The 25,440-nt window shown below is 67.0% G+C and carries 23 protein-coding genes and 1 pseudogene; 6 read left to right on the top strand and 18 right to left on the bottom strand.

Translation table 11 applies throughout. The features are described from left to right. The first annotated feature begins 185 nt into the window (after positions 1 to 185). Entirely contained in the window at positions 186 to 980 is a 795-nt protein-coding gene (locus tag ACS5PK_RS20175) for an exodeoxyribonuclease III (RefSeq protein ID WP_439442063.1), read from the top strand. A 54-nt stretch (positions 981 to 1,034) separates the two neighbouring features. On the opposite strand, the gene ACS5PK_RS20170 is transcribed toward ACS5PK_RS20175, so the two are convergent. The 4 genes from ACS5PK_RS20170 to ACS5PK_RS20155 all read right to left on the bottom strand — a co-directional run bounded on the left by ACS5PK_RS20170 (position 1,035) and on the right by ACS5PK_RS20155 (position 3,696). Continuing rightward, the gene (locus ACS5PK_RS20170; RefSeq protein WP_439442062.1) at positions 1,035 to 2,531 is read right to left on the bottom strand and encodes a diguanylate cyclase; all 1,497 of its coding nucleotides are present in this window, start codon (positions 2,529 to 2,531) and stop codon (positions 1,035 to 1,037) included. A 120-nt stretch (positions 2,532 to 2,651) separates the two neighbouring features. Continuing rightward, entirely contained in the window at positions 2,652 to 2,819 is a 168-nt protein-coding gene (locus tag ACS5PK_RS20165; protein ID WP_439442061.1) for a CBS domain-containing protein, read from the bottom strand. Further along, positions 2,819 to 3,244, bottom strand: a complete 426-nt coding sequence (locus ACS5PK_RS20160) for an HPP family protein (RefSeq protein ID WP_439442060.1) — start codon at positions 3,242 to 3,244, stop codon at positions 2,819 to 2,821. Before ACS5PK_RS20160 ends, ACS5PK_RS20165 begins: the two co-directional genes overlap by 1 nt. Then, positions 3,241 to 3,696: a Cd(II)/Pb(II)-responsive transcriptional regulator gene (locus tag ACS5PK_RS20155; RefSeq protein ID WP_439442059.1), complete on the bottom strand. Its 456-nt coding sequence runs from the start codon at positions 3,694 to 3,696 to the stop codon at positions 3,241 to 3,243. Before ACS5PK_RS20155 ends, ACS5PK_RS20160 begins: the two co-directional genes overlap by 4 nt. Before the next feature lie 96 nt (positions 3,697 to 3,792). Between ACS5PK_RS20155 and ACS5PK_RS20150 the strand changes: the two genes are divergently transcribed. Continuing rightward, a complete protein-coding gene (locus tag ACS5PK_RS20150; protein WP_439442058.1) occupies positions 3,793 to 6,246 on the top strand; it encodes a heavy metal translocating P-type ATPase in 2,454 nt (817 codons plus the stop codon). A gap of 29 nt (positions 6,247 to 6,275) precedes the next feature. Here the strand turns inward: ACS5PK_RS20150 and ACS5PK_RS20145 are convergent, their stop codons facing one another. The 8 genes and pseudogenes from ACS5PK_RS20145 to aepX all read right to left on the bottom strand — a co-directional run. Then, positions 6,276 to 7,190 (bottom strand): hypothetical protein, encoded by a 915-nt coding sequence (locus ACS5PK_RS20145; RefSeq protein WP_439442057.1) that lies wholly within the window; start codon positions 7,188 to 7,190, stop codon positions 6,276 to 6,278. A 3-nt stretch (positions 7,191 to 7,193) separates the two neighbouring features. Beyond that, the gene (locus tag ACS5PK_RS20140) at positions 7,194 to 8,210 is read right to left on the bottom strand and encodes a GNAT family N-acetyltransferase (protein WP_439442056.1); all 1,017 of its coding nucleotides are present in this window, start codon (positions 8,208 to 8,210) and stop codon (positions 7,194 to 7,196) included. A gap of 130 nt (positions 8,211 to 8,340) precedes the next feature. Then, complete coding sequence (locus tag ACS5PK_RS20135) at positions 8,341 to 9,513, bottom strand: pyridoxal phosphate-dependent aminotransferase (protein WP_439442055.1); 1,173 nt, start codon at positions 9,511 to 9,513, stop codon at positions 8,341 to 8,343. After that, positions 9,501 to 10,631: a 2-aminoethylphosphonate aminotransferase gene (locus ACS5PK_RS20130; RefSeq protein ID WP_439442054.1), complete on the bottom strand. Its 1,131-nt coding sequence runs from the start codon at positions 10,629 to 10,631 to the stop codon at positions 9,501 to 9,503. The genes ACS5PK_RS20135 and ACS5PK_RS20130 overlap by 13 nt, the downstream gene beginning before the upstream one ends. Before the next feature lie 38 nt (positions 10,632 to 10,669). Further along, on the bottom strand, positions 10,670 to 11,497 hold the full coding sequence (locus tag ACS5PK_RS20125) for a phytanoyl-CoA dioxygenase family protein (RefSeq protein ID WP_439442053.1): 828 nt from the start codon (positions 11,495 to 11,497) through the stop codon (positions 10,670 to 10,672). Positions 11,498 to 11,595: 98 nt separating this feature from the next. Continuing rightward, positions 11,596 to 12,816 (bottom strand): pyridoxal phosphate-dependent aminotransferase, encoded by a 1,221-nt coding sequence (locus tag ACS5PK_RS20120; RefSeq protein WP_439442052.1) that lies wholly within the window; start codon positions 12,814 to 12,816, stop codon positions 11,596 to 11,598. Positions 12,817 to 12,886: 70 nt separating this feature from the next. Further along, complete coding sequence (gene aepY, locus ACS5PK_RS20115; RefSeq protein WP_439442051.1) at positions 12,887 to 13,987, bottom strand: phosphonopyruvate decarboxylase; 1,101 nt, start codon at positions 13,985 to 13,987, stop codon at positions 12,887 to 12,889. A gap of 101 nt (positions 13,988 to 14,088) precedes the next feature. Further along, a pseudogene (gene aepX / locus ACS5PK_RS20110) lies at positions 14,089 to 14,949 on the bottom strand (phosphoenolpyruvate mutase); the annotation flags it as partial. 709 nt (positions 14,950 to 15,658) lie between these two features. Between aepX and ACS5PK_RS20105 the strand changes: the two are divergent. Beyond that, positions 15,659 to 17,014, top strand: coding sequence for a peptide MFS transporter (locus ACS5PK_RS20105; protein WP_439442050.1), 1,356 nt, complete (start codon positions 15,659 to 15,661; stop codon positions 17,012 to 17,014). A gap of 138 nt (positions 17,015 to 17,152) precedes the next feature. Here ACS5PK_RS20105 and ACS5PK_RS20100 read toward each other — a convergent pair whose 3' ends face one another. From ACS5PK_RS20100 to ACS5PK_RS20090, 3 genes are read right to left on the bottom strand one after another with little or no spacing between them, the layout of a single operon-like run. Continuing rightward, positions 17,153 to 17,392, bottom strand: a complete 240-nt coding sequence (locus ACS5PK_RS20100; RefSeq protein ID WP_439442049.1) for a DUF2798 domain-containing protein — start codon at positions 17,390 to 17,392, stop codon at positions 17,153 to 17,155. Between the two features lie 25 nt (positions 17,393 to 17,417). Further along, a complete protein-coding gene (locus ACS5PK_RS20095) occupies positions 17,418 to 17,984 on the bottom strand; it encodes a flavodoxin family protein (RefSeq protein ID WP_439442048.1) in 567 nt (188 codons plus the stop codon). A gap of 47 nt (positions 17,985 to 18,031) precedes the next feature. Continuing rightward, positions 18,032 to 18,568, bottom strand: a complete 537-nt coding sequence (locus ACS5PK_RS20090; RefSeq protein WP_439442047.1) for a DUF2938 family protein — start codon at positions 18,566 to 18,568, stop codon at positions 18,032 to 18,034. 109 nt (positions 18,569 to 18,677) lie between these two features. Here ACS5PK_RS20090 and ACS5PK_RS20085 point away from each other — a divergent pair, with 109 nt between their 5' ends. Beyond that, positions 18,678 to 19,130 (top strand): helix-turn-helix domain-containing protein, encoded by a 453-nt coding sequence (locus ACS5PK_RS20085; protein ID WP_439442046.1) that lies wholly within the window; start codon positions 18,678 to 18,680, stop codon positions 19,128 to 19,130. Between the two features lie 72 nt (positions 19,131 to 19,202). On the opposite strand, the gene ACS5PK_RS20080 is transcribed toward ACS5PK_RS20085, so the two are convergent. Further along, complete coding sequence (locus ACS5PK_RS20080) at positions 19,203 to 19,910, bottom strand: NUDIX hydrolase (protein ID WP_439442045.1); 708 nt, start codon at positions 19,908 to 19,910, stop codon at positions 19,203 to 19,205. Positions 19,911 to 20,079: 169 nt separating this feature from the next. On the opposite strand from ACS5PK_RS20080, the gene ACS5PK_RS20075 reads away from it, so the two are divergent. Next, positions 20,080 to 20,916, top strand: coding sequence for a cysteine hydrolase (locus tag ACS5PK_RS20075; protein WP_439442044.1), 837 nt, complete (start codon positions 20,080 to 20,082; stop codon positions 20,914 to 20,916). A gap of 11 nt (positions 20,917 to 20,927) precedes the next feature. Beyond that, positions 20,928 to 22,139 (top strand): nicotinate phosphoribosyltransferase, encoded by a 1,212-nt coding sequence (gene pncB, locus ACS5PK_RS20070; protein ID WP_439442043.1) that lies wholly within the window; start codon positions 20,928 to 20,930, stop codon positions 22,137 to 22,139. A 34-nt stretch (positions 22,140 to 22,173) separates the two neighbouring features. Here pncB and ACS5PK_RS20065 read toward each other — a convergent pair whose 3' ends face one another. Together ACS5PK_RS20065 and ACS5PK_RS20060 are read right to left on the bottom strand one after the other, a co-directional pair. After that, positions 22,174 to 23,736 carry a carbohydrate-binding protein gene (locus ACS5PK_RS20065; RefSeq protein ID WP_439442042.1) on the bottom strand — a complete coding sequence of 521 codons (1,563 nt, stop codon included), beginning with the start codon at positions 23,734 to 23,736 and terminating at the stop codon, positions 22,174 to 22,176. A 348-nt stretch (positions 23,737 to 24,084) separates the two neighbouring features. Further along, positions 24,085 to 25,344 (bottom strand): MFS transporter, encoded by a 1,260-nt coding sequence (locus ACS5PK_RS20060; RefSeq protein ID WP_439442041.1) that lies wholly within the window; start codon positions 25,342 to 25,344, stop codon positions 24,085 to 24,087. Positions 25,345 to 25,440 lie beyond the last annotated feature (96 nt).

Here is a 25,440-nt window from a genome sequence, read left to right as displayed (position 1 = left end):
AAGGCGATCAGCAAACGTTTGCCGGTTAACGCGGGAGAATCTAGCAAGAGCAGCGGCCCCGCGTCACCCCTAGGCGGACCGACGGCCACAAACAGCCACTCGCTGTTGCGGACCGACATCAGACCAGTTCATCACCGCCTCGCTGCGATACTTCCCCCTCCCCTGTCCCCGCTGAGGAAACGACCGTGCGCTTCATCACCGCCAATCTCAATGGCATCCGCTCCGCCGCCACCAAGGGCTTCTTCGACTGGCTGCCCCAGCAGCAGGCCGATGCGGTCGGCGTCCAGGAGGTGAAAGCCCAGCATGAGCACGTCGACCAGATCTTCTGCAGCCCGGGCGGTCTCAAGGGGCACTTCCACTATGCCCAGAAGAAGGGCTACTCCGGCGTGGGCCTCTACACGCGCGACGAGCCCAGCGACATCATCATCGGCGTTGGCGTGCAGGAGTTCGACGACGAGGGCCGCTACATCGAGAAGCGCTTCGACAAGCCCGGCCGCAAGCTGAGCCTGATCAGTTGCTACTTCCCGAGCGGCTCCAGCGGCGAGGACCGCCAGCAGGCCAAATTCCGCTTCCTGGCAGCCATCTACCCCCACCTGATGGCGCTGAAGGGCCAGCGGGAGTTCATCCTGGTCGGTGACATCAACATCGCCCACAAGGAAGCCGACCTGAAGAACTGGAAGGGCAACCTCAAGAACAGCGGCTTCCTGCCCGAGGAGCGCGCCTGGGTAACCCAGCTGATCGACCCGACCCAGGGCGGCCTGGTGGACGTCTACCGCCAGCTGCAGCCCGATACCACCGAAACCTGCTACACGTGGTGGAGCAATCGGGGCCAAGCCTATGCCAAGAACGTGGGCTGGCGCCTGGACTACCACTTCGCCACGCCCAAGCTGGCCGCCCTGGCCCTGCGCGAGTCCATCTACAAGGACCAGAAGTTCAGCGACCACGCGCCGCTGACCATCGACTACGACTTCAAGCTCTAAGGACGCCACCGCCGGGTCGCAAGCCCCCTGCGCGCACGTGCTGGCGGGCCGGGCTCAGGCCCACTCCCGGCCAGACGGAGCCTCGCCGGCACCAGCCGGGGCGCATTCGGTGCGGTTGCGGCCGGCCTTCTTGGCGTTGTAGAGCGCCTGATCGGCGCGGTCCAGTGCGCTCAGGTACGCAGGATCCAGCGCCTGCAGCTCTGCCAGCCCCAGGCTGATGGTGAACCGGATCCGCTCGCCCGCGTGCATGGCCTGGCAGGCTTCCACGCGCAGGCGCAAGCGCTCGGCAAAGCCGCGGGCGCCCTGGATGCCAGTCTGGGGCAGGATGACCAGGAACTCCTCGCCGCCATAGCGGCTGGCAACATCCATCTCGCGCACCTCGTCCTTGAGGGCCTGGGCCAGAGTACGGATCACCATGTCACCCGCCAGATGACCATGGCGGTCGTTGATCTGCTTGAAGTGGTCGATGTCCAGCATCACCAGGCTGGCGCCGGAGCCGGTGCGCACCGTCCGGTGCCATTCGGCAAGCAGACGCTCGTCGGCCGCTCGGCGGTTCAGCAGGCCGGTCAGGGCATCCGTGAGGGCCAAGGTCTCCAGGCCACGGTTGGCGTGCTGCAACTCGGCCAGCAGTTGGTCCACCGAGCGCTGCCAGTGCACGAAGAGCCGGTAGCCGAAGAAGGCCATGAATATCACGATCAGCGAGAAGACGCCGAAGAAGACCCAGCTGCTCTCCAGCATCACCTCCAGCGCCGGGCCCAGCTCCGCGCCGGGCAGGCGGCGCAGGAGCTCCAGTTGGACGGAGGACAGGTGCAGTGTCAGGAAGCCATAGGCGATCACAGCCGCGGTGACGGCAGCCAGCAGACGCAGCACCGCACGGCGTGGGTCACGCGCCGGGGTGCTCATCAGGGCTGGATGGCGCGCCTGCCAGGCGTCGATGGCAGGCCAGGCCAGGACCATCAACGGGCCGACGATGAACAGGCTCTGCACAAAGGAGCCCATCCACCATCCCTGCCAGATGGCCAGCATGGCCGTGCGGTCGATGCCGTTCGTGTACCACCAGAGCAGCGCGCCGCTGGAACTGAAGATGCTCGCCACAAAGCTCAGCTGGACATAGAACAGCAGCGCGCTGAGCCCGCGGAGGTCGCGGCGCATGGCAATGGCCTGGTAGCCCATCACCATGATGGCAAAGCCCAGCGGGTTGGCGCAGGCGAAGAGCAAAGCCCAATACCAGGGCATGCCGGCATAGAGCGCCAGGCTCAGAGTGGCCAGATAGGCCGGCACAGCCCCCCAGAGCCAGCCCCAGCACAGGCTCAGCCACAGGCAGATCAGCAGGGGCGGATAGATGGTGATGTAGACCTGCACGCCGCCCAGCTGCAGCGGCAGGCCGGACCAGCGGCCGATCACCGAGGCCAGGCCCAGGGCGATGCTCAGCAGGAGCAGCAGGCCCCAGCCTCCCAGCAGCATTGCCCGCTCGCCCGGCGTGCCATGCCGCCAGAGCTTCCAGGGCGAGAGGGTGCGATAGCGAAGGGGCGGGTCTTGGCTGGCGACCATGAAACAGGAAAAGTACAGCAGCCCGAGCATAGGGCATGCAGCGGCGCATGGGGCCGCCGCGTTGGCATCGCCCGACGACCCGCCGGCCCTGCACGAGGCAGGGCGACAGCCTTCTGCAGCTCAGGCGGGCAGGGCTTGCTCCGGCGGGCGCATGAACAGTGCCGCCACCACGTCCGACTGCGTGATCATGCCCACCACCGGCAAAGCCTTGACCTTGTGGCGGGCCAGCAGGCCCCAGGCAGCGTCCAGCGGGGCCGCAGCACCGACGCAGACCACATCGCGCGCCATCACGTCGGTGCAGCGGATGGCCCCCCGTGGCGGCGCTGGGCATGCTGCTGGGCGCGAACGAGAATCTCCTCCAGATTCTGGCGGTCGATGTCCAGGATCTCGCCAAAGGAGGCCAGCGCCGCATCCACGTCCTCCTTCGCGAAGCCCGCACGGCGGCTGGGCAGGGGGTCGGCGATGCGGTGGATGCTGACCGGCTGGGCCAGCGGGCTGCCCGGCACGCTGAGCACCAGCACCGCCGAGGCGCCCATGGGCGCGACAAACCACAAAGCTTGACCGGGCAGCGCCTGGTGGCTGATCCATGCCGTGCACAGCAGGCCCACGCCCAGGGCACCTAGCAGCAACTCCCGCCAGGGCGCAGTGAGGAGCGCCGGCACCAAGGCGCGCAACCGGGCCAGCCAGCGGGCGCCGAAGTTGGCGGTGTTCATCGTCGGCGAGATCCCTCGTCCGACTTGTCGTGATGGCAGGCGCAGGCCTCGCCATGAGCGGCCGCCACCAGCTCGGTCAGGATGCCGCAGGCGTGCTGCTCATGCCGCGCGTCACAGCGGCTCTTGAGCGCCTGCAACTGCGCCTCCAGGGCCTGCATGCTCTTGAGCCGCGCCCGCACCCGGGCCAGTTGCGCGTCGACCAGGGCGTCCACGCTGGCCAGTTGCTGCGGATCGGCGCTCTGCAGGCTCTGCAGCAACTGGCCCACATCCGTCAGGGACATGTCCAGGGCCCGGCAGTGCCGGATGAAGGCCAGGCGTTCCAACTGGGGCTGGGCGTAGTCCCGATAGCCATTGCCACTGCGGGCAGGCGGAGGCAGGAGCCCGGATTTTTCATAGAAGCGGATGGTCTCGATGTCGACCCCCGTGGCCTTGCTGAGTTCACCGATGCGCATGCGCAACCACCTTCTGCCCCTGGGGCAAGCCCGCTGGAAAAGGCGCAGCATAGTCGCTTGACTCTGGAGTGGCTACAGGCTGTGAAATCCATCTCCATGGACACGACCCCCAGCACCTCCGCCTGCTCACCCGCCTGCTGCAGCCCCACGCCCGCAGCCCCACCGCCCGAGCCGACCTGCTGCGGCACCCCCACGGCCGCCACGGAGTCGAGCCAAGGCTGCGGCGGGCATGCGCATCAGCAGGGCCACGCCCATGGGCATGGGCATGACCACGACCACGGCCCCACCACCGCCAGCTGCGGCAGCGCGTGCCAGGCGACGCCACTGAGCATCCCACCCCTGGCCGGCCTGGCGCCAGGCCAGCAACGCCTGCGCCTGCACATCGCCGACATGGACTGCCCGACCGAGGAGGCGCTGCTGCGCAAGCACCTGGCTGGCGAGCCCGCGATCCGAGCCCTGCACTTCGACCTGCTGGGCCGGGTGCTCAGCATCGACCATGACGCCCCCGATCCCGCAGGCCTGGTCCAGGCTCTGCAGCAACGCATCCAGGCAGCGGGCTTGGCGGCCCTGCCGCTGGACGGGCAGCGCGCCGCCCCGGTCGCGCCCGCGGTGCCGGTGCCCCTGCGTTGGCGCATGGCGGCGGCCGGCGCGGCGGCGGTAGCCTCGGAGGCCCTGCATTACCTGGGCGTCGCGGAAGCCGCGGTGATTGCCTGCGCCTTGCTGGCCGTCACCTTGGGCGGCCTGCCCACTCTTCGGAAGGGCTGGGTGGCCCTGCGCAGCCTCACGCTCAACATCCACCTGCTGATGAGCCTGGCGGTGATCGGTGCCCTGGCCCTGGGCCAGTGGCCGGAAGCGGCCATGGTGGTCTGGCTATTCGGCCTGTCCGAGATGCTGGAAGCCCTGAGCCTGGCCCGGGCGCGCGACGCCATCCGTGCCCTGAGTGCCCTGGCACCCGAGACCGCCTGGCTGCGCCTGCCTGACGGCCAATGGACCGAGCGCCCCAGCGAGCAGGTCTCCCTGGGTGCCGTGCTGCGCATCCGGGCCGGCGAGCGTGTGCCGCTGGACGGGCAGGTGATCGAGGGCCAGTCCAGCGTCAACGAGGCCGCATTGACCGGCGAGAGCCTGCCCGTGCCCAAGCAGCCGGGCGACGCCCTGCTGGCGGGTTCCGTCAACGAGCTGGGCCTGCTGCTGATGACCGTGACCGCCGCCAAGGGCCACACCCTGCTGGACCGCATGGCGCAGGCCGTGCAGGAAGCGCAGGCGCAGCGCGCGCCCACGCAGCGCTTTGTGGACCGCTTTGCGCGGGTTTACACGCCCCTGGTCGTCGCAGCCGCGCTGCTGTTGGCCTTGCTGCCACCGCTGTGGCTGGGCGGCCCCTTCACGCCCTGGATCTACAAGGCCCTGGTGCTGATGGTGGTGGCCTGCCCCTGCGCCCTGGTGATCTCAACACCGGTGACCGTGGTCAGCGCCCTGACGGCAGGCGCCCGCCGCGGCCTGCTGATCAAGGGCGGCCTGTACCTCGAGCAGGCCCATCTGCTGAAGAGCGTCGCCCTGGACAAGACAGGCACTCTCACAGAGGGCCGGCCAGCCCTGGTCGGGCGCACGGTGCTGGGTACGCTGGACGAGGACGGGCTGCTACGCCACGCGGCCAGCCTGGACGCCGGCTCGCGCCACCCGCTGGCCCTGGCCCTGCTGGAGGCTGCAGCGGCGCAAGACCTGCCCCTCCTCCCCCTGCAGGAATTCGAGACCCTGCCCGGTCGCGGCGTGCGCGCCCGGCTGCACGGCCAGCCCTGGCACTTGGGCAACGAGACGCTGGCGCGAGAGCTGGGCGCCTTGAGCCCCGCTGCGCAGGATGCAGCGCGGCGCTGGAGCGAGTCCGGCTGCAGCGTGCTCTGGCTGCTGCAGGAGGGGCCACAGGGCTGGCACTGCGAAGGCCTGCTGGCACTGCGTGACCGGCTGCGGGCGCACAGCGCCGACGCCGTGGCCGCGCTGCAGGCTGCCGGCGTGCAGGTGCACATGCTCAGCGGAGACCAGCGCGGTGCCGCACTGGCCACCGCCCGCGAGCTGGGCCTGCCGCAGGCCCAGGTCCAGGCCCCGCTGCTGCCCGAGCAGAAATTGGCGGCCATCGCCCTTCTACGCAAACGCGGCCTGGTCGCCATGGTGGGAGATGGCGTCAATGACGCCCCGGCGCTGGCCCGCGCCGACATCGGCATCGCCATGGGCGCCGCCGGCACGGCCACCGCGCTGGAGACAGCCGACATCGCCCTGATGCAGGACGACCTGCGTCGTCTCCCTGAGCTGCTCGCCCTCTCGCGGGACTGCAACCGGGTGCTATGGCAAAACATCGCGCTCGCACTGGGCCTCAAGGCCTGCGTGCTGGCCCTGACCCTGGCCGGCTGGGGCAGCCTGTGGCTGGCCGTGCTGGCGGATGCAGGTGCCGCCCTGCTGGTCGTGCTGCTGGGGCTGCGCCTGCTGCGCTGGCAGCCGGGGGCGCAGACTGTTCCGGGGGCTAGCCGCCCCATCGCCGACGCCGCAGGCGGTGGCCGCTAAGGCGCTAGGTAACGATCAGGATGCGCCCGTCAGCGAGAACCGGCCCCGGGGACAGCCTGGGCAGGCCAGCCTGCCCTGCGTCGCAGCGCCTGCATCAGCAGGTCCAGATTGAGCACCAGCGTGGTGATGCCGACCGAAGCGAGCATCGCAAGATTCCAGTGGCCGCTCAGGCAGGAGTTCATCACGAAGGCCAGGACAGGAATCAGCGAGTTCATGATGGTGAAGGTCACCACCCCAACCAGCTGCAGACTGACCTGTGACAGGAAGGACGGCAGCACCATGTTGGCGACGATGAGGACCGCCAGGTCCAGCAGAGTCCCTCGCTCCAGCGCCAGCCCGCCGGCATCTCGATGGACCAGCAGGTAGGCTGCGCTGCAGAGAAACAGCAGATAGCAGCGCATGGACACCACGGAAATCGGCCCAAGACCCGAAGCCTGGCTGAATTTCAGCGAGCCGATGTAGTAGACATACATCGCCCCGCCAGCTGCCATGGCACTGGCCAGCAGCTGAATTTCAAAGCCGGAGAGCCACCAGACCGAAAGCAGGCCCAGCATGACGGCAGCGGCTTTCCAGAAGCGCCCGTCCCTGAGGCAGCTGCACAAGGCGGACGAGAGAAAGAAGACGGCGACGAAGAATTCCGCCGAGGTATGCGTGACGCTGAAATACGAAAGGATCCAATTCAGCACAAACGCCAAGGAGAAGGTCAGCCAGCTCCGCCAGTGCTGCAGCAGCGCCCGATGATTCGCCCGAAAGCGGCGCCACTCCCAGGCACCAAACACAAGACAGGCAGCGCCGGACATGTAGAAGAGCGCAACTTCTATCGGAATCCCGCCACCTACGTGGTTCAGGAACACCTGAGATCCCGCAGTCAGCGCGATGTACACCAAGGTCAGCACCTGGCCTCGCGCAAAAACGGTAGCCTTGTCTTGTTGACGCTCATCCATTCTTCACGCCTCCCTATTGACCCAGAGGGCTGAATACAGCGGCACGGGGCTGCAGCCGAGGCGCGCCTTGATCTTGGCATTGGTGCGGCCGGCTTCCAGCCGTCGCAAGCCCTGGGCGATGCCATGGCGAATGCTGGCGCCGATCATGATGGTGTAGGGGCTGTACTCGGTGACGGAGTAATCCGCCCCACCAGCCCACATGTGTAGACAGCCCGGCTCGTTCAGGCAGACCACCGCCCCCACCAGGCGGCCCTTCTGCTCGATTTGCACCACCGAGAGCAAGGCGCTGCAGGCTTGCAGAAAGTGGAAGAAGGCTTCCAGCGGGTAGTAGTGCGGCGTGCCATTCTTGGCGCTCGTTTGATTGCAGAGGGCCACCACGCTCCTGAGATCGGCCTCGTCCCCGTTCAGGACTCGGACCGTGCCCCCCTCGTCCTCGAACTTGCGCCATTGCCGATTCATTTCCTGCCGGCCATGCCGTGGCAGAGCTTGCAGATAGTCGGCAAATGTCTTCATGCCCGAGGCATCGACGCAGAAGCGGTCATGCATGAAGTTGCAGAGCAAGCCCGCCTGGCGCGCGGCGTCCAGGCTCGGGCCCTCAGCAATATTGACGAGGCCGCCCCCCGGGACTTGCTTCTTCTGCATGACTTCGATCAGCTTGCGCAGCACGGCCTGCGCCGCTTCCGAGTCGCCGTCGCGGTGAAGCACCCGCGTGTCGTAGCAATGAGCGACATGCCCGAGGATGCCTCCATGGGGCGGCGCGAACACCACCCCGGTGGAGCGTGCCAGGGTGCCAAAAGGATCGGGCTGCGTCTGGTGGTAGGCCACGGCAAAAGCAAGCAGCGCTTCGCCCTGCCAGACGGCGAGGTAATAGGCTTCGCCGATGGGCAGCAGCGGATGCTTTTGAGCGGCCCGAATGAGATCCGGGTGGTAGAAGGCCGGCGACCCGCAGTCCGTCCACAGGCTTTCATAACTCTTCAGCGAAATTTCATCGAAGCTGCTGTAGCAAATAATGTCTGACATTGATTTCACGCTTGCCGGATCGGCATTTGCAGGCCCTCAGGGCCCTACCCGCAGAGGGTGGAAGACATACGAGACGGCATCGTCAGCGGCCTGCAGCACCGGCACGGGCGGTAGGGCACGGGCGGCCACTTCATGGCGCGGCACTCAGGCGCTGGATTGCCTGGTTGAAGGCGCTGGCCTCGCCTCCCAGCGTCAATCTGATGTGCGCCTGCCCGGCCTCCCCATAAATCAGTCCCGGCACGGCAGCAACGCCACGTTCCCTGAGCAGCCACTGCACGACGTTGGAACCGGCGTCGGCCTGACGGTACTGCATCGGCAGTCGTTGTGCCAAGGCGCTGACTTCCGGAAACACAAACAGGCCACCCATGGTCGCTCGCTGGGCGCCAAGCTCCCAGTGCTGCTCGATAGCCGCCGTCAGGCGCCTGAGCCGGTCCGCCACATCGCTGCGCTGCTGTTCGATCCAATCCGACGGCGTCTGCCTCAACATGAGGCTGGCCAGTTGCTGGGCCTGCACATTGACGCTCAGACACAGGGCCTCGTGCGCCTTGGCTGCAGCATCGATGACCGCTGCATCAGCCACCACCCAGCCGATGCGCAGGCCGGGGACGCCAAACTTCTTGGAGCAACTGTTGACCAGGATGCTGCGCCCGGCCAACGCCGGCACCGAGCGCGCACTGCGGTGAGGGCGCGCCATGGCCAGCGTGTCATAGGCTTCGTCATGAATGATCCAGCTCTGCTGCGCGTGGGTCAGCTCCGCCAGGCAGTTCCAATCCTGGTCAGAGGCGACATAGCCCGTCGGGTTCTCGGGTGAGTTCACCAGCACGGCCGATGCCCCCCTCAGCAGCGGGGCGTCAATGCTCTCGAACTCGTGCACGAAGCGCTGGCGGCGAACGGGCAGCAGATGCCGGCCCAACAGCGTCAACATGCGCGTGTACATGGCATAGCCAGGGTCGAACACCGCCACCTGTTCCCCGGGATTGGTGGTGGCCAGGATGGCCACGTTGAGCGCCTCCATGCCGCCATGGGTGACCAGGATCTCCTTCTCGGGGTCGATCTGGAGTCCCTGCTGACTGGCGTACCAGGCGGCAATGGCCTGGCGCAGGTCCAGGCTTCCCCTTGAATGTTCATAGTGCTTCCAGGCGCTGGAGCTTGAGAACCCCTGCGCCTGCAGCACCGGCGGCGGACCGAAATGGGGCTCGCCGATGCTGAGGTCCACCACCTCCGGGTGTTCCCGCGCGTACTGGGAAATGGCCTTTGAAGAGAGGTGCTTGCCGCTGCTCAGATACTGGTTCAGACGCGGCATGACAGGTCCGTTTCGCTGGCAGCTGGAAGGACGGAAGACTGCCGGAGGTAGGCATCAATGGCGTCGATCAGTGCATCAATGTCGCCCAGGTGCAGCTCGCCGATCACCCCGACTCGGAAGGTGTTGGGGTGGGCGTGCTTGGTGGGATAGATGACGAGCCCACGCTCGGCCAGGAAGGACTCCATGCCGGCCACGTCCAGAGCCAGCCCTGCCCGGGGCTTGACGGTATAGATCAGCGGCGCGGTATGTGCCGGATCCAGCACCAGTTCCAGCCCGATGCGCCGCATACCCGCCATCAGTCGCGTCGAGCATTGCTCATAGCGCGCCAGCCGGCCAGGCTGGGCGCCTTGCTCGAAGTACTCGCCCAAGGCCACGTCCAGCGCACGCAGGATCTGCAGCGGAGGCGTGAACCGCCACTGCCCGGATCGCTCAAGCTCCCGGTGCTGCTCTGTGAGATCCAGAGCCAGCGTGCGAGGCCGCTGCAGGCGGCCCAGTGCCGCCTGTTGCACGATCACGAACGCCACACCCGGCAGCCCGTGCAGGCACTTGTTGGCGGACAGCGCCAGCGCTGCGAAGCTTTCATGGGCCAGCTCGAGGGGCAGGGCACCAAAGGAACTGATGGTGTCCAGCAGCAGCTTCTGGCCGCAGCGGCGCGCCAGTTGAGACAGGCCAGCGATGTCGTTGCGAACGCCAAGCGCGGTTTCGAAGTGCGTGGCGGCGATGTGGGTGATGCCCTCCTGGCGCTGCAGGGCCTGCTCCACACGCGCAAGGTCCAGACCCTGCTCATGCGACATCGACAGCACCGTGTGACGGATGCCGTAGCGCCTGCAGATCTCTGCCATGCGCGCGCTGTAGGCACCGTTTTCCACCACGAGGACATGGTCCTGCTCCGCGAGCAGGCTGCTCAACATGCTCTCCACGGCAAAGGTTCCGCTGCCCTGCATGGGCACGACGACCACCTCTGGCGGCAGGGAGACGATGCGGGCGAGCTGCTGCTGGATGCGCCGGATCATCACCTGCGACTCAGGCGTCCGGGACCCCATGTCAACGGCCGCAGCTGCACGCACGGCATCCGAGGTGTTCAGTGGCCCTGGCGTAAAAAGCTTGGGTGCACGCATGGCGTGTGACGGGTGGAGGGGAGGCAATCTGGACATGCTCAAAGCGCCGAATGGAAGGTCGGCGTCGAGACGTGGAAGATGGGGTTGTTGGGCGCCCGGCGCTTGGCTTCGTAGTAGCGCTCGTAGTGGTCACCTTCGCGTGCCAGGCTGAAGGTGAAGAACAGGATTCTTCGGGTCTTGGACGAGTTGTTCCTGGCAGACCGATGGGGCACGTAGGAGTCGAACAGCACGATGCTGCCGGCATTGGCCGTGATGAGCTCCCATTGCGCGTCCTGCAGGTACGCATCCCGGATGTCCCCATTGCGCGGACCGCCCTCTTCATAGGGCAGGACGGCCATCAAGCCGTTGGGGGTTGCCGTGCCTTCGGTTCCAGCGGGCAGCTTGTTCCAGTGGCGGGCCATCTCAAGCGCGCCGTTCTCGGCTGTTGCCGGATCCAGGACGACGGCTGCAGTGACATGAAAGGAGGTCCCGAAATGCAGATAGGCAGCGATGTCCTGGTGGGGCGCAAACTCGCCACCGCCTGGATGCTTCAGATTGCACTTGTCCTTGAAGAGCACCATGGGCTCGCCAGCCACGGCCGAGGCCAGCTGGGCCAGCCGGGGGACGAGATGCTCGCGCACCCATGCCGAGGCGCCGGCCAGGTACTCAAGGCGGCAGATCTGGCTGGGCTCGGAGGCTTCAGGAACAACGATCAGGCCAGCGTCACCTACACGGCTTGCGCTGCCGGCGCCTGGGGGGCGACTCTCGTGGGCACCTTGCACGAGGGTGTTCAGTTCCTGCTCCAGCCGCTTCAGGTCGGCGCCGGGCAGCGCGGGATACAGCACCATGTAGCTGCGATCCCGGAAGGCTTCATTGATGGTTTGCATACGCTCGGGGCCACGGCCCGCCTGGACAGATGGGGAGGGGTGAAGGGCCGGGCGCGGCCGGGACTTGCCCAGCGCGCGCCCGGCCCTCCACGCTGCGCTCAACGTGGCGCGAGCTTGTTCAACGCCTGCTCGAATTCAGCTTCAGGCGTGCACAGCACCATGCGCACATGGGACACACTCTGCGGTCCATAGACCGAGCCAGGCACGACGGCAACGCCTCGCTCCTCGAGCAGCCAGTTCGCCACCGCGTCGCCCACGGGCTGGCCAGGCACACGCCAGCGCTGCGGCATGGACTCGTAGCAGCCCGTCACCTCGGGGAACAGGAACATGGCGCCATGCGGCCGGCGCGGCCAGGCATAGCCTTGCTGCTCGGTCATGGCGGCCACCGCGCGCTCGCAACGCCCTTGCAGCATTTGCGCCACGTCATTGAGCCACGCCGCCTTGCGCGTATCCGAGAGCAGACGCGTCGCGACATGCTCCGCCTGCACATTCACCCCCAGGTAGAGGTAGTCATGCGTCTTGGCCGCCAGATCGATGATGTCCGGCGGTGCCACCAGCCAGCCGATGCGCAGGCCGGGCAGTCCGAACTTCTTGGAGAAGCTGTTGATCAGGATGGAGTTCGGTGCCAGCGACGCCATGGTCTTGGCAGGACGGTGCGCGCGGTCAAAGCTCATGACATCGTAGACCTCGTCATGAATGACCCAGGTCCCCGTCTTGGCGGCCACCTCGCCCACCCGCGTCCAGTCTTCCTGGCTCAGCACATAGCCGGTCGGGTTCTCAGGCGAGTTGATGATGATGGCGCGTGCCCCCTGGAGGGCGGACTCCTCATCCAGCATGCTGGCGTACTCATGCACGGCAGCCGGGCGGGTCATGCGGCGAACCGAGCGGCCGAGCGTCGCCAGGGTGCGGGCATAAAGCATGTAGGAGGGATCGCTGATGGCGATCTCCTCGTTCTGGTCGCTGGTGCTCAGGATGGCCAGGGTGATGGCCTCCACCCCGCCGTGGGTGACCATGATTTCGCGCTCGGGATCCAGCACCAGGCCATAGCGATCCCGGTACCAGCCGGCAATGGCCGTCCGCAGCGCCAGGCTGCCGCGCGGATTCTCATAGCGCTTGACGCCTTCCAGGAAGGTCTCGATGGAGAGGTCCTGTGCGGCGATTTCCTTCAGCAGGTGCTCGGGCGGGCCGAAGACCGGCTCACCGAAGCTCAGGTTGGCAATGGAAGGATCCGCCTTGGCACGCAGGGAAATGGCCTTGGAGGCATAGATGTCCATCGCGGACAGAACCGTGTTGCGATGGAAGGTGGGCTGAGCGTTCATGATGGCTTGAATGATGGTGAGTTGATGGTGAGTCAGGCGCAGGACATGCGTGCTGCGCTCAGAGCGCTTCTTAGGCTTCGATCCAGCCCTGTAGCCGCCGGGCCACGGCATGCGGGGTGAGCGTCGGGCGGCCCAGCTTGTCCATGGAGCCGCGACGGATGGGCATGTGGATCAGATGCGGGCCCGTCGTGGCAGACGCATGCGCCAGGGCTTCCGAGAATGCGCCCAGGTCCGCGCAACGCTGTGCGCCGGCATAGCCCGATGCCCGAGCCACCTGGGCAAAGTCGACCTCGGCCGAGGCCGTCGGCTGCCCGCCCGTGGAGTCATAGCTGCCGTTGTCCAGCACCAGATGCACCAGGCGCTCTGGGCGCGCCGCACCAATGCTGGACAGGTTGCCGAGGTGCATCAGCGCAGCACCGTCGCCGTCCACCACATAGACCGCCCGACTGGACGCCAGCGCCACACCATGTGCCAGCGCACTGGCATAGCCCATGGAGCCGACGCAGTAGAGGTGCGCGGGTCGATCGTCCAGCGTGAACAGCTCGCGCCCGGTCTTTCCAGTAGTGGCCACCACCACGGCGTCGCGCGGAACTGCCTCGAGGAAAGCGGACAACACTTCCGCTCGCGTGGGCAGCTGTGGCGCGTCATCGCCGAGCTGCAGGGGGGCCCCTGACTCGAAGATGTCGCCGGGCAGCACGATGGCAAAGGGCCGATGCTCGCGCGCCATGTATGCAAACGCACGCTCCACCAGTTCCTGCGCCGCACGGTCATCGTCCGGCAGCAACTCCCAGGGAATGCCCATGAGCGACAGCAACTCGGGCGTGATGCGCCCCATCAGCTGATGCTGAGGCTCATCCTTTTCGCCGGGGCGGCCGCGCCAGGTAACCAGCAGCAGCACCGGGATGCCGAAAGGCTCGTTGAGCGAGGTCAACGGGTTGACCATATTGCCCAGCCCCGAGTTCTGGCACAGCACCACCGCCGCCTTGCCCCCCAGCCACGCGCCGGCAGCGATGGACAGCGCATCACCCTCGCTGGAAGCCAGGACATAGCGCGTGTCCTCGCGAAGAATGACCTCGTTGATCAGAGGGGTCAGATACGAGCAGGGAACGCCGGTGAAGATGGAAACACCTTCACGCGCCAAACTGTCGATGAATCGTGATGTCTTAAGCATGGGCGAGCACAAGCGTGACTGACCTCAGAATCAAGGTCAGTCGTCAAGTGGCTGCCATTCGACGCAGGACCTGCGTCAAATGGCAGGACATATCAAGCCGGCAGGTAGCGCTTTTCGCGGACCTGAACGTCGAATTCCCTGGTCAGCTCGAATACCGACTCGAGGGAAGCCACTTCCGGCTCAATTCCCGCCACGGATTCCTCAGACTTGATTCTCCGCGTGACATCACGGATGGCATTGATGGACGCCCGCAGACTGTGGTTGGCCCAGATCACCGCAGAAATGCCGACGTCACGGAAAGCACGCGTAGGGGTCTTGTAGTACTTCGTCGGAACCACGACGACGGGCGTCTTGCCTCGCCAGGTTTTGCAGAATTCAAGGATTTCCGCGCCATCAGACTTCTTGGAGTGGATCAGCAGCGCATCCGCACCCGCCGCGCTGTAGGCATCCGCACGCCGGAGCGCCTCTTCCATGGGGCAGCCGCTGATCAGGGCCTCAATCCGCGCCACCACGCAAAAGTCTGGATCGTCCTGTGCGTCCTTGGCTGCCTTGATCTTGCCGCTGAATTCCTCGATCGATGCCAAATCCTGTCCGGCGCCGATGAATGAATTGGTCTTTGGGAACAGCTTGTCTTCGATGCAAACGCCAGCGATGCCTCGCTGACATAGCTTCTTCACCAGACGCTGGGCGTTATTGAAATTCCCATACCCCGTATCGCCATCCAACAGAATAGGAATGGAGGTATTTTCAGCCATGAATTCGACAACCTCGATCACCTGAGTCCAGGAGGCCTCATTGCGATCTGGCAAACCCATGGCTGCTGATATTGAAAGCCCCGATGCCCAAATGGCTTCGAAGCCGCTTTCCTCAGCAATTCTTGCGCTGAGTCCGCTGTGTGCCTCCATCAAGAAGGCAAGTTCCGGCCGCTCAAGCAATGCCTTGAGCCTGGTGGTCTTATTCATTCTCTTACTCCCTGTCTTTTAGCTTTTTCATGCTAGACGCGGCCTTTGTGTGAATAAATTGGTGAAATCACTAGCTCATTTGGATCATGCTTTTGTTGATCCATGGCAACAAAACCTTCACAAATCCACACATCGCCCATCCCGGTTCAATCCATGGTTACGGCAGTTCGCTGAGTGCCTGCACATTCTTTTGATTTGTACAATTTGCGAACTTCAATAGAAAACTCTTACATATTGCGCTCAGTCTAAATATTAGGCATGCCTCTGCCGCACTGAGGCGTGGCCTCGGCCAACACGCCTTGGCTGGCCTGCTTTTCATGGGGCGGGCCATCGGACGGGCTGGCGTAGCGAGCCTCCTGCGAGTCCTCAGACGCTCCGGCCCATGCGGGCGCCCCAGTGAAGCCCTGCTTTCCCTTGACTGGTTCGCAGTTCGCACAGATCGCAATTCAAGCGGGCTCGACCCATGCCGAATGGCATGGAGGCACGCGCGAAGCTCGGTAGGAACCCGCAGAAACACCCCGTAAGCACGCGGCGACAATCCCGCGACCGCGCGCAAGGCCGCTGCGGCCCCTTCTTGCAGGCACGTAGAGCACCGCTCGCGCACAGGCTTGGGCGGGCTGCGGCAGGTCGCCCCACGCGGCGTTGCTGCTGCCTTTAGTTGATGCGCCACCCGCGAATCGACCCAGACCCTGATACCCAAAGGTTTTGTATGAGTTCAAACGTCCCGGCCGGCACCCTGCTCGGCCATCCCAAGGGCCTGTTCCTGCTGTTCGCCACCGAAATGTGGGAGCGCTTCAGCTACTACGGCATGCGGGCCCTGCTGGTACTGACCATGGTCGCTGGCACAACAGCCGCGAATCCCGGCTTTGGCTGGAGCAATGCCGACGCCCTGAGCCTCTACGGCACCTTCACCGGCCTGTGCTACCTGACCCCGCTGTTCGGCGGCTGGATTGCTGACAATTTCCTGGGCCAGCGCAAATCCATCATCCTGGGTGGTCTGGTCATGGCAGCCGGCCAGTTCACGCTGTCGGCCTCCATTCCGGGCAACACCTCGCTCTTCTATGTGGGCCTGGGCCTGCTGATCGTCGGCAACGGTTTCTTCAAACCCAATATCTCGACCATGGTCGGCTCGTTGTATGAACCGGGTGACGCCCGGCGCGATGCGGCCTTCACCATCTTCTACATGGGCATCAATGTCGGCGCCTTCCTGGCACCGCTGGTGTGCTCCACCTTGGGCGAAAGCGCGCAGTGGGGCTGGAAGTACGGCTACCTGTCTGCGGGCATCGGCATGCTGCTGTCGGTCGTGACACAGCTGCTGCTGGCCCCGCGCCTGCTGGGGGACATCGGCAAGGAGCCCGGTGCAAAGCGTGCGCTTCAGGCCAGCGGTGGCAAGAAGGAGCCGCTGAGCCAGGTCGAATGGGACCGCATGCGCGTCGTGTTCGTGCTTTTCGCCTTCATCGTGATCTTCTGGACCGCCTTTGAGCAGGCCGGCGGCCTTCTGAACATCTATGCCTCTGAAAAGACCAACCGCTTCATCGGCGCCTTCGAAGTGCCGGCTGGCTGGTTCCAGTCGATCAATGCCTTCTTCATCGTGCTCCTGGGCCCGCTGTTCGCGATGCTCTGGAGCCGCCAGGGTCGCTCGGGCAAGAGCATGAGCACGCCCACCAAGATGATTCTGGGCCTGGTGTTCACCGCCCTGGGCTTCCTGTTCATGGTCGGCGCCTCCATGGAGCAGTCCGCCAACGGCAAGGCCAGCATGCACTGGCTGGTGCTGGCCTATCTGCTGCACACCATGGGAGAGCTGTGCATCTCGCCGGTGGGGCTGTCCATGGTGACCAAGCTGGCCCCGCTGCGTCTGGCCAGCCTCATGATGGGCGTCTGGTTCCTCATCAACGCCGTTGCCAACAAGCTGGCGGGCGTGGTGGGCGCCTACGCCGAGCATGCCGGCGAGCTGGCCATCTTTGGCGGCCTGACTGTCTTCTTGCTGGCCTTCGGCCTGGGCCTGTGGGCTATCTCCGGCAAGCTGGTGAGCTGGACCCACGGCGCAGAAGACACCAAGGCCTGACCCAGGCCTTCTCCCCGAAGACGCGCTACGGCGCGTCTTTTTTTGCCCGCGTCGCGCATCCTGGGATTCGCTCGCCGCACACCTGCCGATGGCACGCCTGCCGCGGTGGACGCCCCGCCCCTTGGACTGAGCCTGACTTCAGCGCGGCGTCGTCAGCCAGGTCACCAGGCGGCGCGTCAGCGGCGCCATCAGCAGCACGGCTGGAAAGGCCACCGGCCAGGCATGCAGCCAGGCCCTGCGCCAGGCCTCCAGCCATGGCCACGGATTCTCAATACTTGCCACCGATGCCCCCCAACTGGCGATGCCCGCCACCAGGGCAGACATCAGGCCCGAGAGGATCAGCGCGAACAGCACGCCGGCGAAGCGGGAAGGGATCATGGTCGTCTCCTGGCTGGCCTGCCACTCAGGCCGCGCCCAGGCGATGTAGGGTCTCGGCCATGTGGCGGCCGAACAGGCGGGCTGTCTTCACGTCGCCTGGTTCGAAGGCGTCGGCCGGCATGCCGTGACCTGACTGCGCCATCAGACCGGACCAGGAGCCCAGGCGATTGGCCGCCTCGCGCTCGGGAACACCTGCATGCTGTTCTGGCAGGATGGGATTGCCCACCCACACCATGCCGTGCTGCATGGCGAAGACGAAGAGAGACATCAGCGTGGACTGCTTGTCGCCAGAAGGCAGCGATGACACCGTGAAGGCGCCCGCCAGCTTGCCGCGCAGGCCCTGCTGGCGCCACAAGCGGCCGGTGGCATCCATGAAGCGCTTGAACACGCTGGAGACGCCGCCCAGGTAGGTGGGCGAGCCCATCAGCAGGCCGTCGTAGGCGGTGACGGCATCGGGAGCGTCCGCGAGGACTTCCGCCTGCAGCAGGTCCACCTCGATGCCGTCGACGCTGCGCGCGCCCTCGACGATGTGGCGGGCGATATGGGCCGTGTGCCCGTGGGCGCTGTGGTAGATGACGGCGAGTTTCTTCATGAGGGTCACTCCTTGGGTTGAGACAGGGATGGAAGCGCAACAGGCTCTCAGGCCGCCGCGCGTAGCAGCTGCAGCGCCAGCGCGCTGAGGTAGAGGCCGAAGCCGAAGACAAGGTGGTTAGCGGCGCTGCGCAGCACGTTCGGACCGACCGACCCCTTGCGGCGCCCCGCCAGGCCCGCACCCATGGCCGGCTGCATCAGCAGCAAGGGCGCCGCCGCAGTGGTCAGGCCCAGCAGCAGGGCCGGGGCGAGTCGCGGCGCCTCCAGCCAGGCCCATCCCTGCCAGGCCAGCAGCAGGGCCGCGAAGAGCAGGCCGACGGCGTAATGCACGAACCAGCCCAGGGCCCGCTCCCCGCGCACCGGCCTGGCCTTCGCGATGGCTTCATGGCGCCAGCATCCCTGCAACAGGTGGCCGGCCCAGCGGCCCAGCAGGGCAAAGTCCAGGGTCACCACGCCGACCCGGCGCAGTCCCATGAGCCACAGGTCCATCAGTGCCGTCGCGCCCAGCCCCAGGGCCAGCGTCTGGGCCAGCGCCTGGGCCAGCGCCTGGGCCAAGGCGGGCCCCATGTCCATCGATCCGTTCATCACTCACCTCCTGTTGACTGCATCAGCTGCCCGCAGGCGGCTTGACCTGCGAGCACTTGAAAGTCAGGATAGAAGTTGAAGTCAACTTCAAGTCAAGAGGTGTGTCGTGATGGATATCGCAGAAGTGGCCCGGCGTTCCGGCGTGGCTGCCTCGACCCTGCGCTACTACGAGCGGCGCGGCCTCATCGCCCCCATCGAGCGGGAAACGGCCGGCCGGCGGCGCTACCCGCCGGGCGTGATGAACCAGCTGGCGCTGATCGCACTGGGGCAGGCCGCCGGGCTGTCGCTGGACGAGATCCGCACCATGGTGCTGCCCAATGGCGAGGCCAGTGTGGACCGCGCCCTGCTGGCGGCCAAGGCGGATGAGATCGATGCCCAGGCGCTGCGCCTGCGCGCCATGAGCCGCGGCCTGCGGCACGCCGCCGCCTGCCCGGCGCCCAGCCATGCGCAGTGCCCGACCTTCCAGCGCCTGCTCAAGGCCGCAGCGGCGGGTGCGCTGACCGGGCCGCGTGAGGCTGATGCGGCCGCTCCGGCCCGCCGTGCCCGCGGCTCGGCCGCCTGAGGAGACGAGTGCCGCGCGGGTACCTTCATCGGCCCTCAGGCCTCAGGCCGCAGGCGCTCATGCCTCAGGCGCTCAGGCCTTCAGGCCCCGCCCCACCAGGCGCAGCCGCTGGCGAAACTCCTTCTTGAGCCGGTACAGCTGGGCCGGGCGGTGGGCGCCCTCGGCGCGCTTGGCGCCGACCACGGTGTCCAGGATGTCCAGTTCGTCCATCTTGCGACGAAAGCTCACGGCGTTCACCGATTCGCCCAGCACCGCCTGGTAGACCGCATGCAGCTCGGGCAGGGTGAAGGGCTCCGGGCACAGGTGGGCTGGCAGCGAGGAATAGAGGCTCTTGCTGCGCACCCGCGCCACCGCGGCCTCCACGACATGCCCGTGGTCGAAGGCCAGGGCGGGCAGGCGGTCCACGGGCAGCCAGCTGCAGCCCGGCAGAGGCGGCGCATGCCGGGCCAACCGGCCCGCATCCACCAGGGCCACATAGGCCACGGACACGCTCCAGCCGCGCGGATCCCGCCCCGGGCCGCTGAAGGTGGCCAGCTGCTCCAGGTAGAGACCGTTCAGGCCGGCCTTCTCGTGCAGCACGCGATGGGCGGCCTCCTCACAGCCCTGGTCCTGATCTGGCTGCACATAGCCGCCGGGCAGGGCCAGGGCGCCGGCATAGGGCTCGCGCTCGCGCTTGAGCAGCAGTACTTGCAGCTGCCCATCCCGCAGGGTCAGCAGCACGAGATCCACCGTGCAGATCAGGGGTGCCGGCGTGCGGCGGAAGTTTGTTGAAGTGCTCACCGAACAGAGGATAGCGCCGAAACATCCAGAGTCGCATCCCCAGGAGCATCGATCAGGACTGGCCTTTGGCTCATTCCCTGCACCGTCTTCCTTTCGCCAGTTAATTTCATAGTGCATTTAAGTGGGCGTATGATGGGTCCATGCGCCAGACCTGAACAGGAGGACCGCCATGAACACCCAGCTGCTGCTGATCGATCCCCAGAATGACTTCTGCGACCTGCCCGAGGACTGGCTGCCGCAGCACCCGACCCTGGGCGCTCCCATCCGCCCGGCACTGCCCGTGGCCGGCGCCCATGGCGACCTGCTGCGTGCCGCCGCGCTGGTGCAGCGCCTGGGCGCGGGCCTGCAGGGCATCACCGTGACCCTCGATTCGCACCACCGCATCGACGTCGCCCACCCCGGCTTCTGGCTGGAGGCGGCCACGCAGGCAGCCCCCGCCCCCTTCACCGCCATCAACGCCGCCGAGGTGCGCGCCGGCGCCTTCCGCCCGCGCGAGGCCGCCGCCCTGCCGCGCGTGCTGGACTACCTCGACGCCTTGGAAGCCACCGGCCGCTACACGCTGATGGTCTGGCCCGTGCACTGCCAGATGGGCAGCTGGGGGCAGACCGTGCATGCCGGTCTGCAGGCCGCACTGGACCGCTGGGCCGATGCCCAGGGCCGCTCGGTGCAGGTCGTCACCAAGGGCGAGAACCCCTGGACCGAGCACTACAGCGCCCTGCAGGCCGAGGTGCCGGATGCGCAGGACGCCCGCACCCAGCTCAACCGCCCGCTGCTGGCCGCGCTGGACGCTGCAGACCAGCTGCTGATCGCCGGTGAGGCCGGCAGCCACTGCGTGCGGGCCACGGTCGAGCATCTGGTCGAGCACCTGCCTGCAGGCTCGCGTGGCAAGCTGGTGCTGCTACGCGACTGCATCAGCCCAGTAGCCGGCTTCGAGGCCGCGCAGGCCGCCTTCTTCACGGCCATGCAGGCACGCGGCGTGCGCCTGGCCCTGAGCACCGAATTCTGAAGGACCGCCCCATGAGCGCCCTGACCCACCCGCCCGTGATCCGCAGCCTGCTGGACACAGACCTCTACAAGTTCACGATGTGGCAGGCCCTGCTGCACCGCCACCCACAGACCCAGGCGGAGTACCGCTTCGTCTGCCGCAACACGCCGGCCTTTCCCCTGAGCCAGCTGAAGGACGAGGTGGAGCGCGAGCTCGACGCCCTGTGCGCCCTGAGCCTGTCGGACGAGGAGCTGGCCTATCTGCGCAGCCTGCGCTTCATCAAGAGCGACTTCATCGACTTCCTACGCCTCTTCCGCTTCCAGCGCGCCTTCATCGAGGTCAGCACCGAGGGCGACACCCTGCACATCGTCGCGCGCGGCCCGCAGGTGCATGTGATGGGCTTCGAGATCCCGGTGCTGGCCATCGTCAACGAACTCTATTTCCGCCGCCTGGACACCCCCGCCGTGCGCGCCGAGGGACAGCGCCGCCTGGACGCCAAGATCGCCACGCTGCAGGCCTTCGCGCAGGAGACCGAGGGCTTGCGCCATCCCTTCGAGCTCTTCGACTTCGGCCTGCGCCGCCGCTACTCGGGCGACTGGCAGCGCGAGGTCGTGCGCCAGCTGCGCGACGCCCTCCCGCAGCACTTCAAGGGCAGCTCCAATGTGAAGCTGGCGCTCGAGCTGGGCCTGGTGCCCATCGGCACCATGGCGCACGAGTACCTGCAGACCTTCCAGGCCCTGGGCACGGTGCGCCTGCGCGACCACCAGAAGGCGGCGCTGGAGGACTGGGTGCAGGAGTACCGCGGCGACCTGGGCATAGCCCTGACCGACGTGGTGGGCATGGACGCCTTCCTGGCCGACTTCGACCTCTACTTCGCCAAGCTCTTCGACGGCCTGCGCCACGACAGCGGCGATCCCGTCATCTGGGGCGAAAAGGCCCTGGCCCATTACGCCAAGCTGCGCATCGACGCCCACACCAAGCGCCTGGTCTTCAGCGACGGCCTGACCGTGGACAAAGCCATCGCCCTGTACCGCCACTTCGCCGACCGGGTGCAGCTGGGCTTCGGCATTGGCACCCACCTGAGCAACGACCTGGGCCTGACACCGCTGAACATCGTGATGAAGCTGACCCACGCCAATGGCCAGCCCGTGGCCAAGCTCAGCGACAGCCCTGGCAAGACCCTCTGCGACGACGAGACCTTCCTGGCCTATCTGCGCCAGGTCTTCCAGGTCCAGCCTCTGTAGACCCAGGCCAGCAGGCGCCCCGCCCACCCCGGCGTCAGCGCAGCAGCACCGGCCCCTGCAGCGGATTCGCCGTCACCCACTGGCTGCCATCCCCACGCACACTGAGCGGCAGGGCCGCACCGGCCTGCCAGGCCTGCAGCGTGCCGCTGGCGCCGTCCACCCGCAGACTCAGAGGCGTGGCGTGACGCTGGCAGGCCTCGCCCCGGTTGTCGAAGCTGATCAGGAGGCCGGTCGCCACCCGCTCCGCAGCCAGCGCGCAGGCCTCGCGCGCCACGCGGTAGCGCAGGATCTCGGAGACGCCGGCCACCCACAGCCGCCCGGCCTGCACGGCCTGCTGCAGGGCATCCAGGTGCGCCTGGTAGGCGGGCAGGGGCACGGACTCGAAGTAGCCGTCATTCACGGAATGGAAGACGCGCAGCCCCCAGCCGCCCTGCGCCAGCGTGTCGCGCAGGAAATTGGGCAGCGAAGCCGGGTTGTCCGCCCCCTGGTCAGCATTGGCGTAGACCTGGAATCGCAGCCGGAAGGGGTCGCTGAAGCTGGCCGCGTTCACGCCGTTGGCCTGCCAGTAGTTGGGCGTGCGCGTGCCCAGGTACTGCGGCATGGACTTCAGGAAGGCCAGCTGCTCATCCGTGGCCACGTCGAAGGGGAAGCTGAAGAACTGCATCTGGTAGCCGTCCAGCATCTCGGCCACCTTCTGCGTGGACTGGCGGATCTCCAGCTCGTTGCCCCCCCATTTCCGGTAGGCCCAGTCGGCATCCATCGGATGGCCGTGGTCCCAGGAATGGTTGAAGACCTCGTGCCCCCTCGACACAAAGCCCTTCAGCCGCGACCAATGGGGTGACCAGGCCGGATCGCCGCAACTGCCCGGCATCACGCCGAAGGCCGCCACCAGGCCACGCCGGGCCAGCTCCTGCTCGCCCAGCACCTGACCGTCATCGTTGCTCCAGCCACAGTAGTCGTCAAACAGCACGCTGTAGGCCGCCTGGGCCCCGCCCCGCCAGGTGCTGACCCCGACCTGCGCACCCTGGGTCCGTGCATTGGCCAGCAACTGCCAGGCTTCGCGGTCCTGTCCGGGCTGCGCGCCCCTGGACCAGTAACGCGCCTCGTAGATCCGCCCCTCCCATTGCACGCGCGCCCCTTTGACATAGGTCGCGCCGGCCAGCCAATCCGCCGCCGCCGCCTGCGGCACCACCGCGGGCAGGCTCACCCGGCGCACCGGGCCGTCGCTACAGTCGCTCCCCTGGCACAGGCGCAGCTGTAGGCGGTTCTCGCCGGCCCCCAGCGGCGTGCTGCAGCCGCCTTGCTGGGCCTGGCGCCACTGCGTCCAGCTGGCGGCGTCCAGACGTCCCTGGCAGACGATGGCGCCATTGCGCAGCAACTGCCAGCGATCGGCGGCCGGCCCCCACCATTTGGCCCACGCCAGCTGCAGGGGCTGACCGCTGTCCACGCCCGTGATGTCCGGCGCCAACACCTCGCCGGTACCGGGCACCGCCGCCGCCGCGCCCAGGGACAGCAGCCAGCCGGCCAGGCTCGCTCCCAGGAAGCGCCCTGCGCGAAGGCACCGCGCGCCTTGCCGCTCAAGCTCCAGATGGACCATCTCGTGTCTCCATGATCAATGCCGGCCCGCGCCCGCCACCCTGGCAGCGCCATCGCCGACGGTCAGTGAAAGGGACTGCTTCGCCCATCCGGACGCCGCAGCGACCAGACGCCAGCGCACCCTAACGCCTTCAGGTCGCAGACACAATTGGTACTACTTTGGTATTTACCCTTGCACTCGCCAGGAAGGCGCGTGACGCCCCCCGGATCGGGTAACAGATCCACCGCCGCAGCGATCCAAGCCGGGCCCCGCCGGCAGCAGACGGAGGGGGTCAGGTCTTGCCCGGCGACTGGACTTGGACGCTGGGGAGCGAAGACCAGGACCCGCGGCGCATCGAGCAGGCTCCCCTCAGGAAGCTGGGGCGGCTGAGGCCGCCTTGACGGCCTGCGCCGGTGCGCTGCGATAGGCCCAGAAGCGCGGCAAGACGAAGCCTGTCGCGATGACGCCGGCGAGGCAGATGGCGCCACCGAGCCAGACGGCGGTGGAGACGCCCCAGGCATCAGCCATGAAGCCCGCGCGGACGTTGCCGATCAGCGGGCCGGTCAGGTAGCTGATCATCTCGATGCCGGCCAGGCGGCCGCGCAGCTCATTGGGAATGGTTTCATTCCAGATGGTGCCGCGAAACACGCCGCTGACCATATCCGCCGCGCCGGCAACCACCAGGCAGGCCAGGCCCAGCATCAGGCCGGGCGCGAAGCCCAGGGCCACGATGCCCAGGGCCCACACGGCCGCCGCGATGATGACGGCCCGCCCGTGCCGTCTCACCCGCCCCGTCCAGCCGCTGAAGACACCGACGATCAGCGCGCCGACCGACATCGCCGACAGCAGCCAGCCCACGGACTCGGTGCGCCCGTCCGCCGCGGCCATGGCCGGAAACAGGGCCACCGGGAAGGCGAAGGCCATGGCGACGATGTCGACGATGTAGGTGCCCATCAGCTCCGGGCGCCGCCAGGCGAAGCGAAGACCCTCGGCCAGATCGGCCAGCAGGTGCGGTCGTTCCGGGAGCGAGACCGGCGTGCCGATCGCCGCCTTCGGGATGCGGGCGATGAAGAACAGCGCGGCCAGGAAGGTGCAGAAGTCGAAGGCATAGGCGCCCACCGCACCCCAGCGTGCCAGCAGCAGCCCCGCCAGGGCCGGGCCGGCCACCATGCCCACCGTGCCCCGCACGGAGGACAACGCCGCCACGGCCGCGAACTCCTCGGGCCGCGCCAGCTTCTGCGTCAGGGCCTCCAACGCAGGGCGGTGGAAGCCACTGGCGCCCTGCAGCACCGCCACCAGGGCGTAGATCGCCAGCACGCTGGGGGCGGCACTCATGGCATTGGCCAGCAGGCCGGCCAGGCACAGGGCCATCAGCGCCTCGGAACCGATCAGCAGACGCTTGCGGTCCATGCGGTCCGCCACCGCGCCACCCAGCAGGCCGCACAGCAACACAGGCAGCAGCTGCACCAGGCCCAGCAGGCCGACCTGGGCGTTGGAGTGCGTCTGCTCGTAAAGCTGCCAGGGCACGGCCACATAGCTGACCATGGTGCCCAGCCCGGAAATGAACTGGCTGGCGAAGAGCCGGCGAAAGGCGGTGTTGTGGCGCAGAGGGCCGAGGTCGAGAAGCATGCGGAGCGTCGGCACTGCTGCCCGCAGGCACTCGGCCGCTCAGGAGGCAGCGGCGGTGCAGGCAGCAGGATCGAAGGTGAGGGGGAACCGCGAGCA

Source organism: Roseateles sp. DB2, assembly GCF_051857535.1.
In the GTDB taxonomy this organism is placed as follows: domain Bacteria; phylum Pseudomonadota; class Gammaproteobacteria; order Burkholderiales; family Burkholderiaceae_C; genus Roseateles_B.
Note: the sequence above shows the minus strand (reverse complement) of the source record. Positions and strands in the feature narration are given on the sequence as shown.

Bases quoted from the DNA above. Each gene is read 5' to 3' on its own strand.
- ACS5PK_RS20150 (WP_439442058.1), top strand. From the start codon at position 3,793: ATGGACACGACCCCCAGCACCTCCGCCTGCTCACCCGCCTGCTGCAGC.
- ACS5PK_RS20160 (WP_439442060.1), bottom strand. From the start codon at position 3,244: ATGAACACCGCCAACTTCGGCGCCCGCTGGCTGGCCCGGTTGCGCGCC.
- ACS5PK_RS20170 (WP_439442062.1), bottom strand. From the start codon at position 2,531: ATGGTCGCCAGCCAAGACCCGCCCCTTCGCTATCGCACCCTCTCGCCC.
- ACS5PK_RS20120 (WP_439442052.1), bottom strand. From the start codon at position 12,816: ATGAACGCTCAGCCCACCTTCCATCGCAACACGGTTCTGTCCGCGATG.
- ACS5PK_RS20085 (WP_439442046.1), top strand. From the start codon at position 18,678: ATGGATATCGCAGAAGTGGCCCGGCGTTCCGGCGTGGCTGCCTCGACC.
- ACS5PK_RS20165 (WP_439442061.1), bottom strand. From the start codon at position 2,819: ATGGCGCGCGATGTGGTCTGCGTCGGTGCTGCGGCCCCGCTGGACGCT.
- ACS5PK_RS20125 (WP_439442053.1), bottom strand. From the start codon at position 11,497: ATGCAAACCATCAATGAAGCCTTCCGGGATCGCAGCTACATGGTGCTG.
- ACS5PK_RS20155 (WP_439442059.1), bottom strand. From the start codon at position 3,696: ATGCGCATCGGTGAACTCAGCAAGGCCACGGGGGTCGACATCGAGACC.
- ACS5PK_RS20105 (WP_439442050.1), top strand. From the start codon at position 15,659: ATGAGTTCAAACGTCCCGGCCGGCACCCTGCTCGGCCATCCCAAGGGC.
- ACS5PK_RS20140 (WP_439442056.1), bottom strand. From the start codon at position 8,210: ATGTCAGACATTATTTGCTACAGCAGCTTCGATGAAATTTCGCTGAAG.
- ACS5PK_RS20095 (WP_439442048.1), bottom strand. From the start codon at position 17,984: ATGAAGAAACTCGCCGTCATCTACCACAGCGCCCACGGGCACACGGCC.
- ACS5PK_RS20090 (WP_439442047.1), bottom strand. From the start codon at position 18,568: ATGAACGGATCGATGGACATGGGGCCCGCCTTGGCCCAGGCGCTGGCC.
- ACS5PK_RS20060 (WP_439442041.1), bottom strand. From the start codon at position 25,344: ATGCTTCTCGACCTCGGCCCTCTGCGCCACAACACCGCCTTTCGCCGG.
- ACS5PK_RS20130 (WP_439442054.1), bottom strand. From the start codon at position 10,631: ATGCGTGCACCCAAGCTTTTTACGCCAGGGCCACTGAACACCTCGGAT.
- ACS5PK_RS20100 (WP_439442049.1), bottom strand. From the start codon at position 17,392: ATGATCCCTTCCCGCTTCGCCGGCGTGCTGTTCGCGCTGATCCTCTCG.
- ACS5PK_RS20135 (WP_439442055.1), bottom strand. From the start codon at position 9,513: ATGCCGCGTCTGAACCAGTATCTGAGCAGCGGCAAGCACCTCTCTTCA.
- ACS5PK_RS20075 (WP_439442044.1), top strand. From the start codon at position 20,080: ATGAACACCCAGCTGCTGCTGATCGATCCCCAGAATGACTTCTGCGAC.
- ACS5PK_RS20065 (WP_439442042.1), bottom strand. From the start codon at position 23,736: ATGGTCCATCTGGAGCTTGAGCGGCAAGGCGCGCGGTGCCTTCGCGCA.
- pncB (WP_439442043.1), top strand. From the start codon at position 20,928: ATGAGCGCCCTGACCCACCCGCCCGTGATCCGCAGCCTGCTGGACACA.
- aepY (WP_439442051.1), bottom strand. From the start codon at position 13,987: ATGCTTAAGACATCACGATTCATCGACAGTTTGGCGCGTGAAGGTGTT.
- ACS5PK_RS20145 (WP_439442057.1), bottom strand. From the start codon at position 7,190: ATGGATGAGCGTCAACAAGACAAGGCTACCGTTTTTGCGCGAGGCCAG.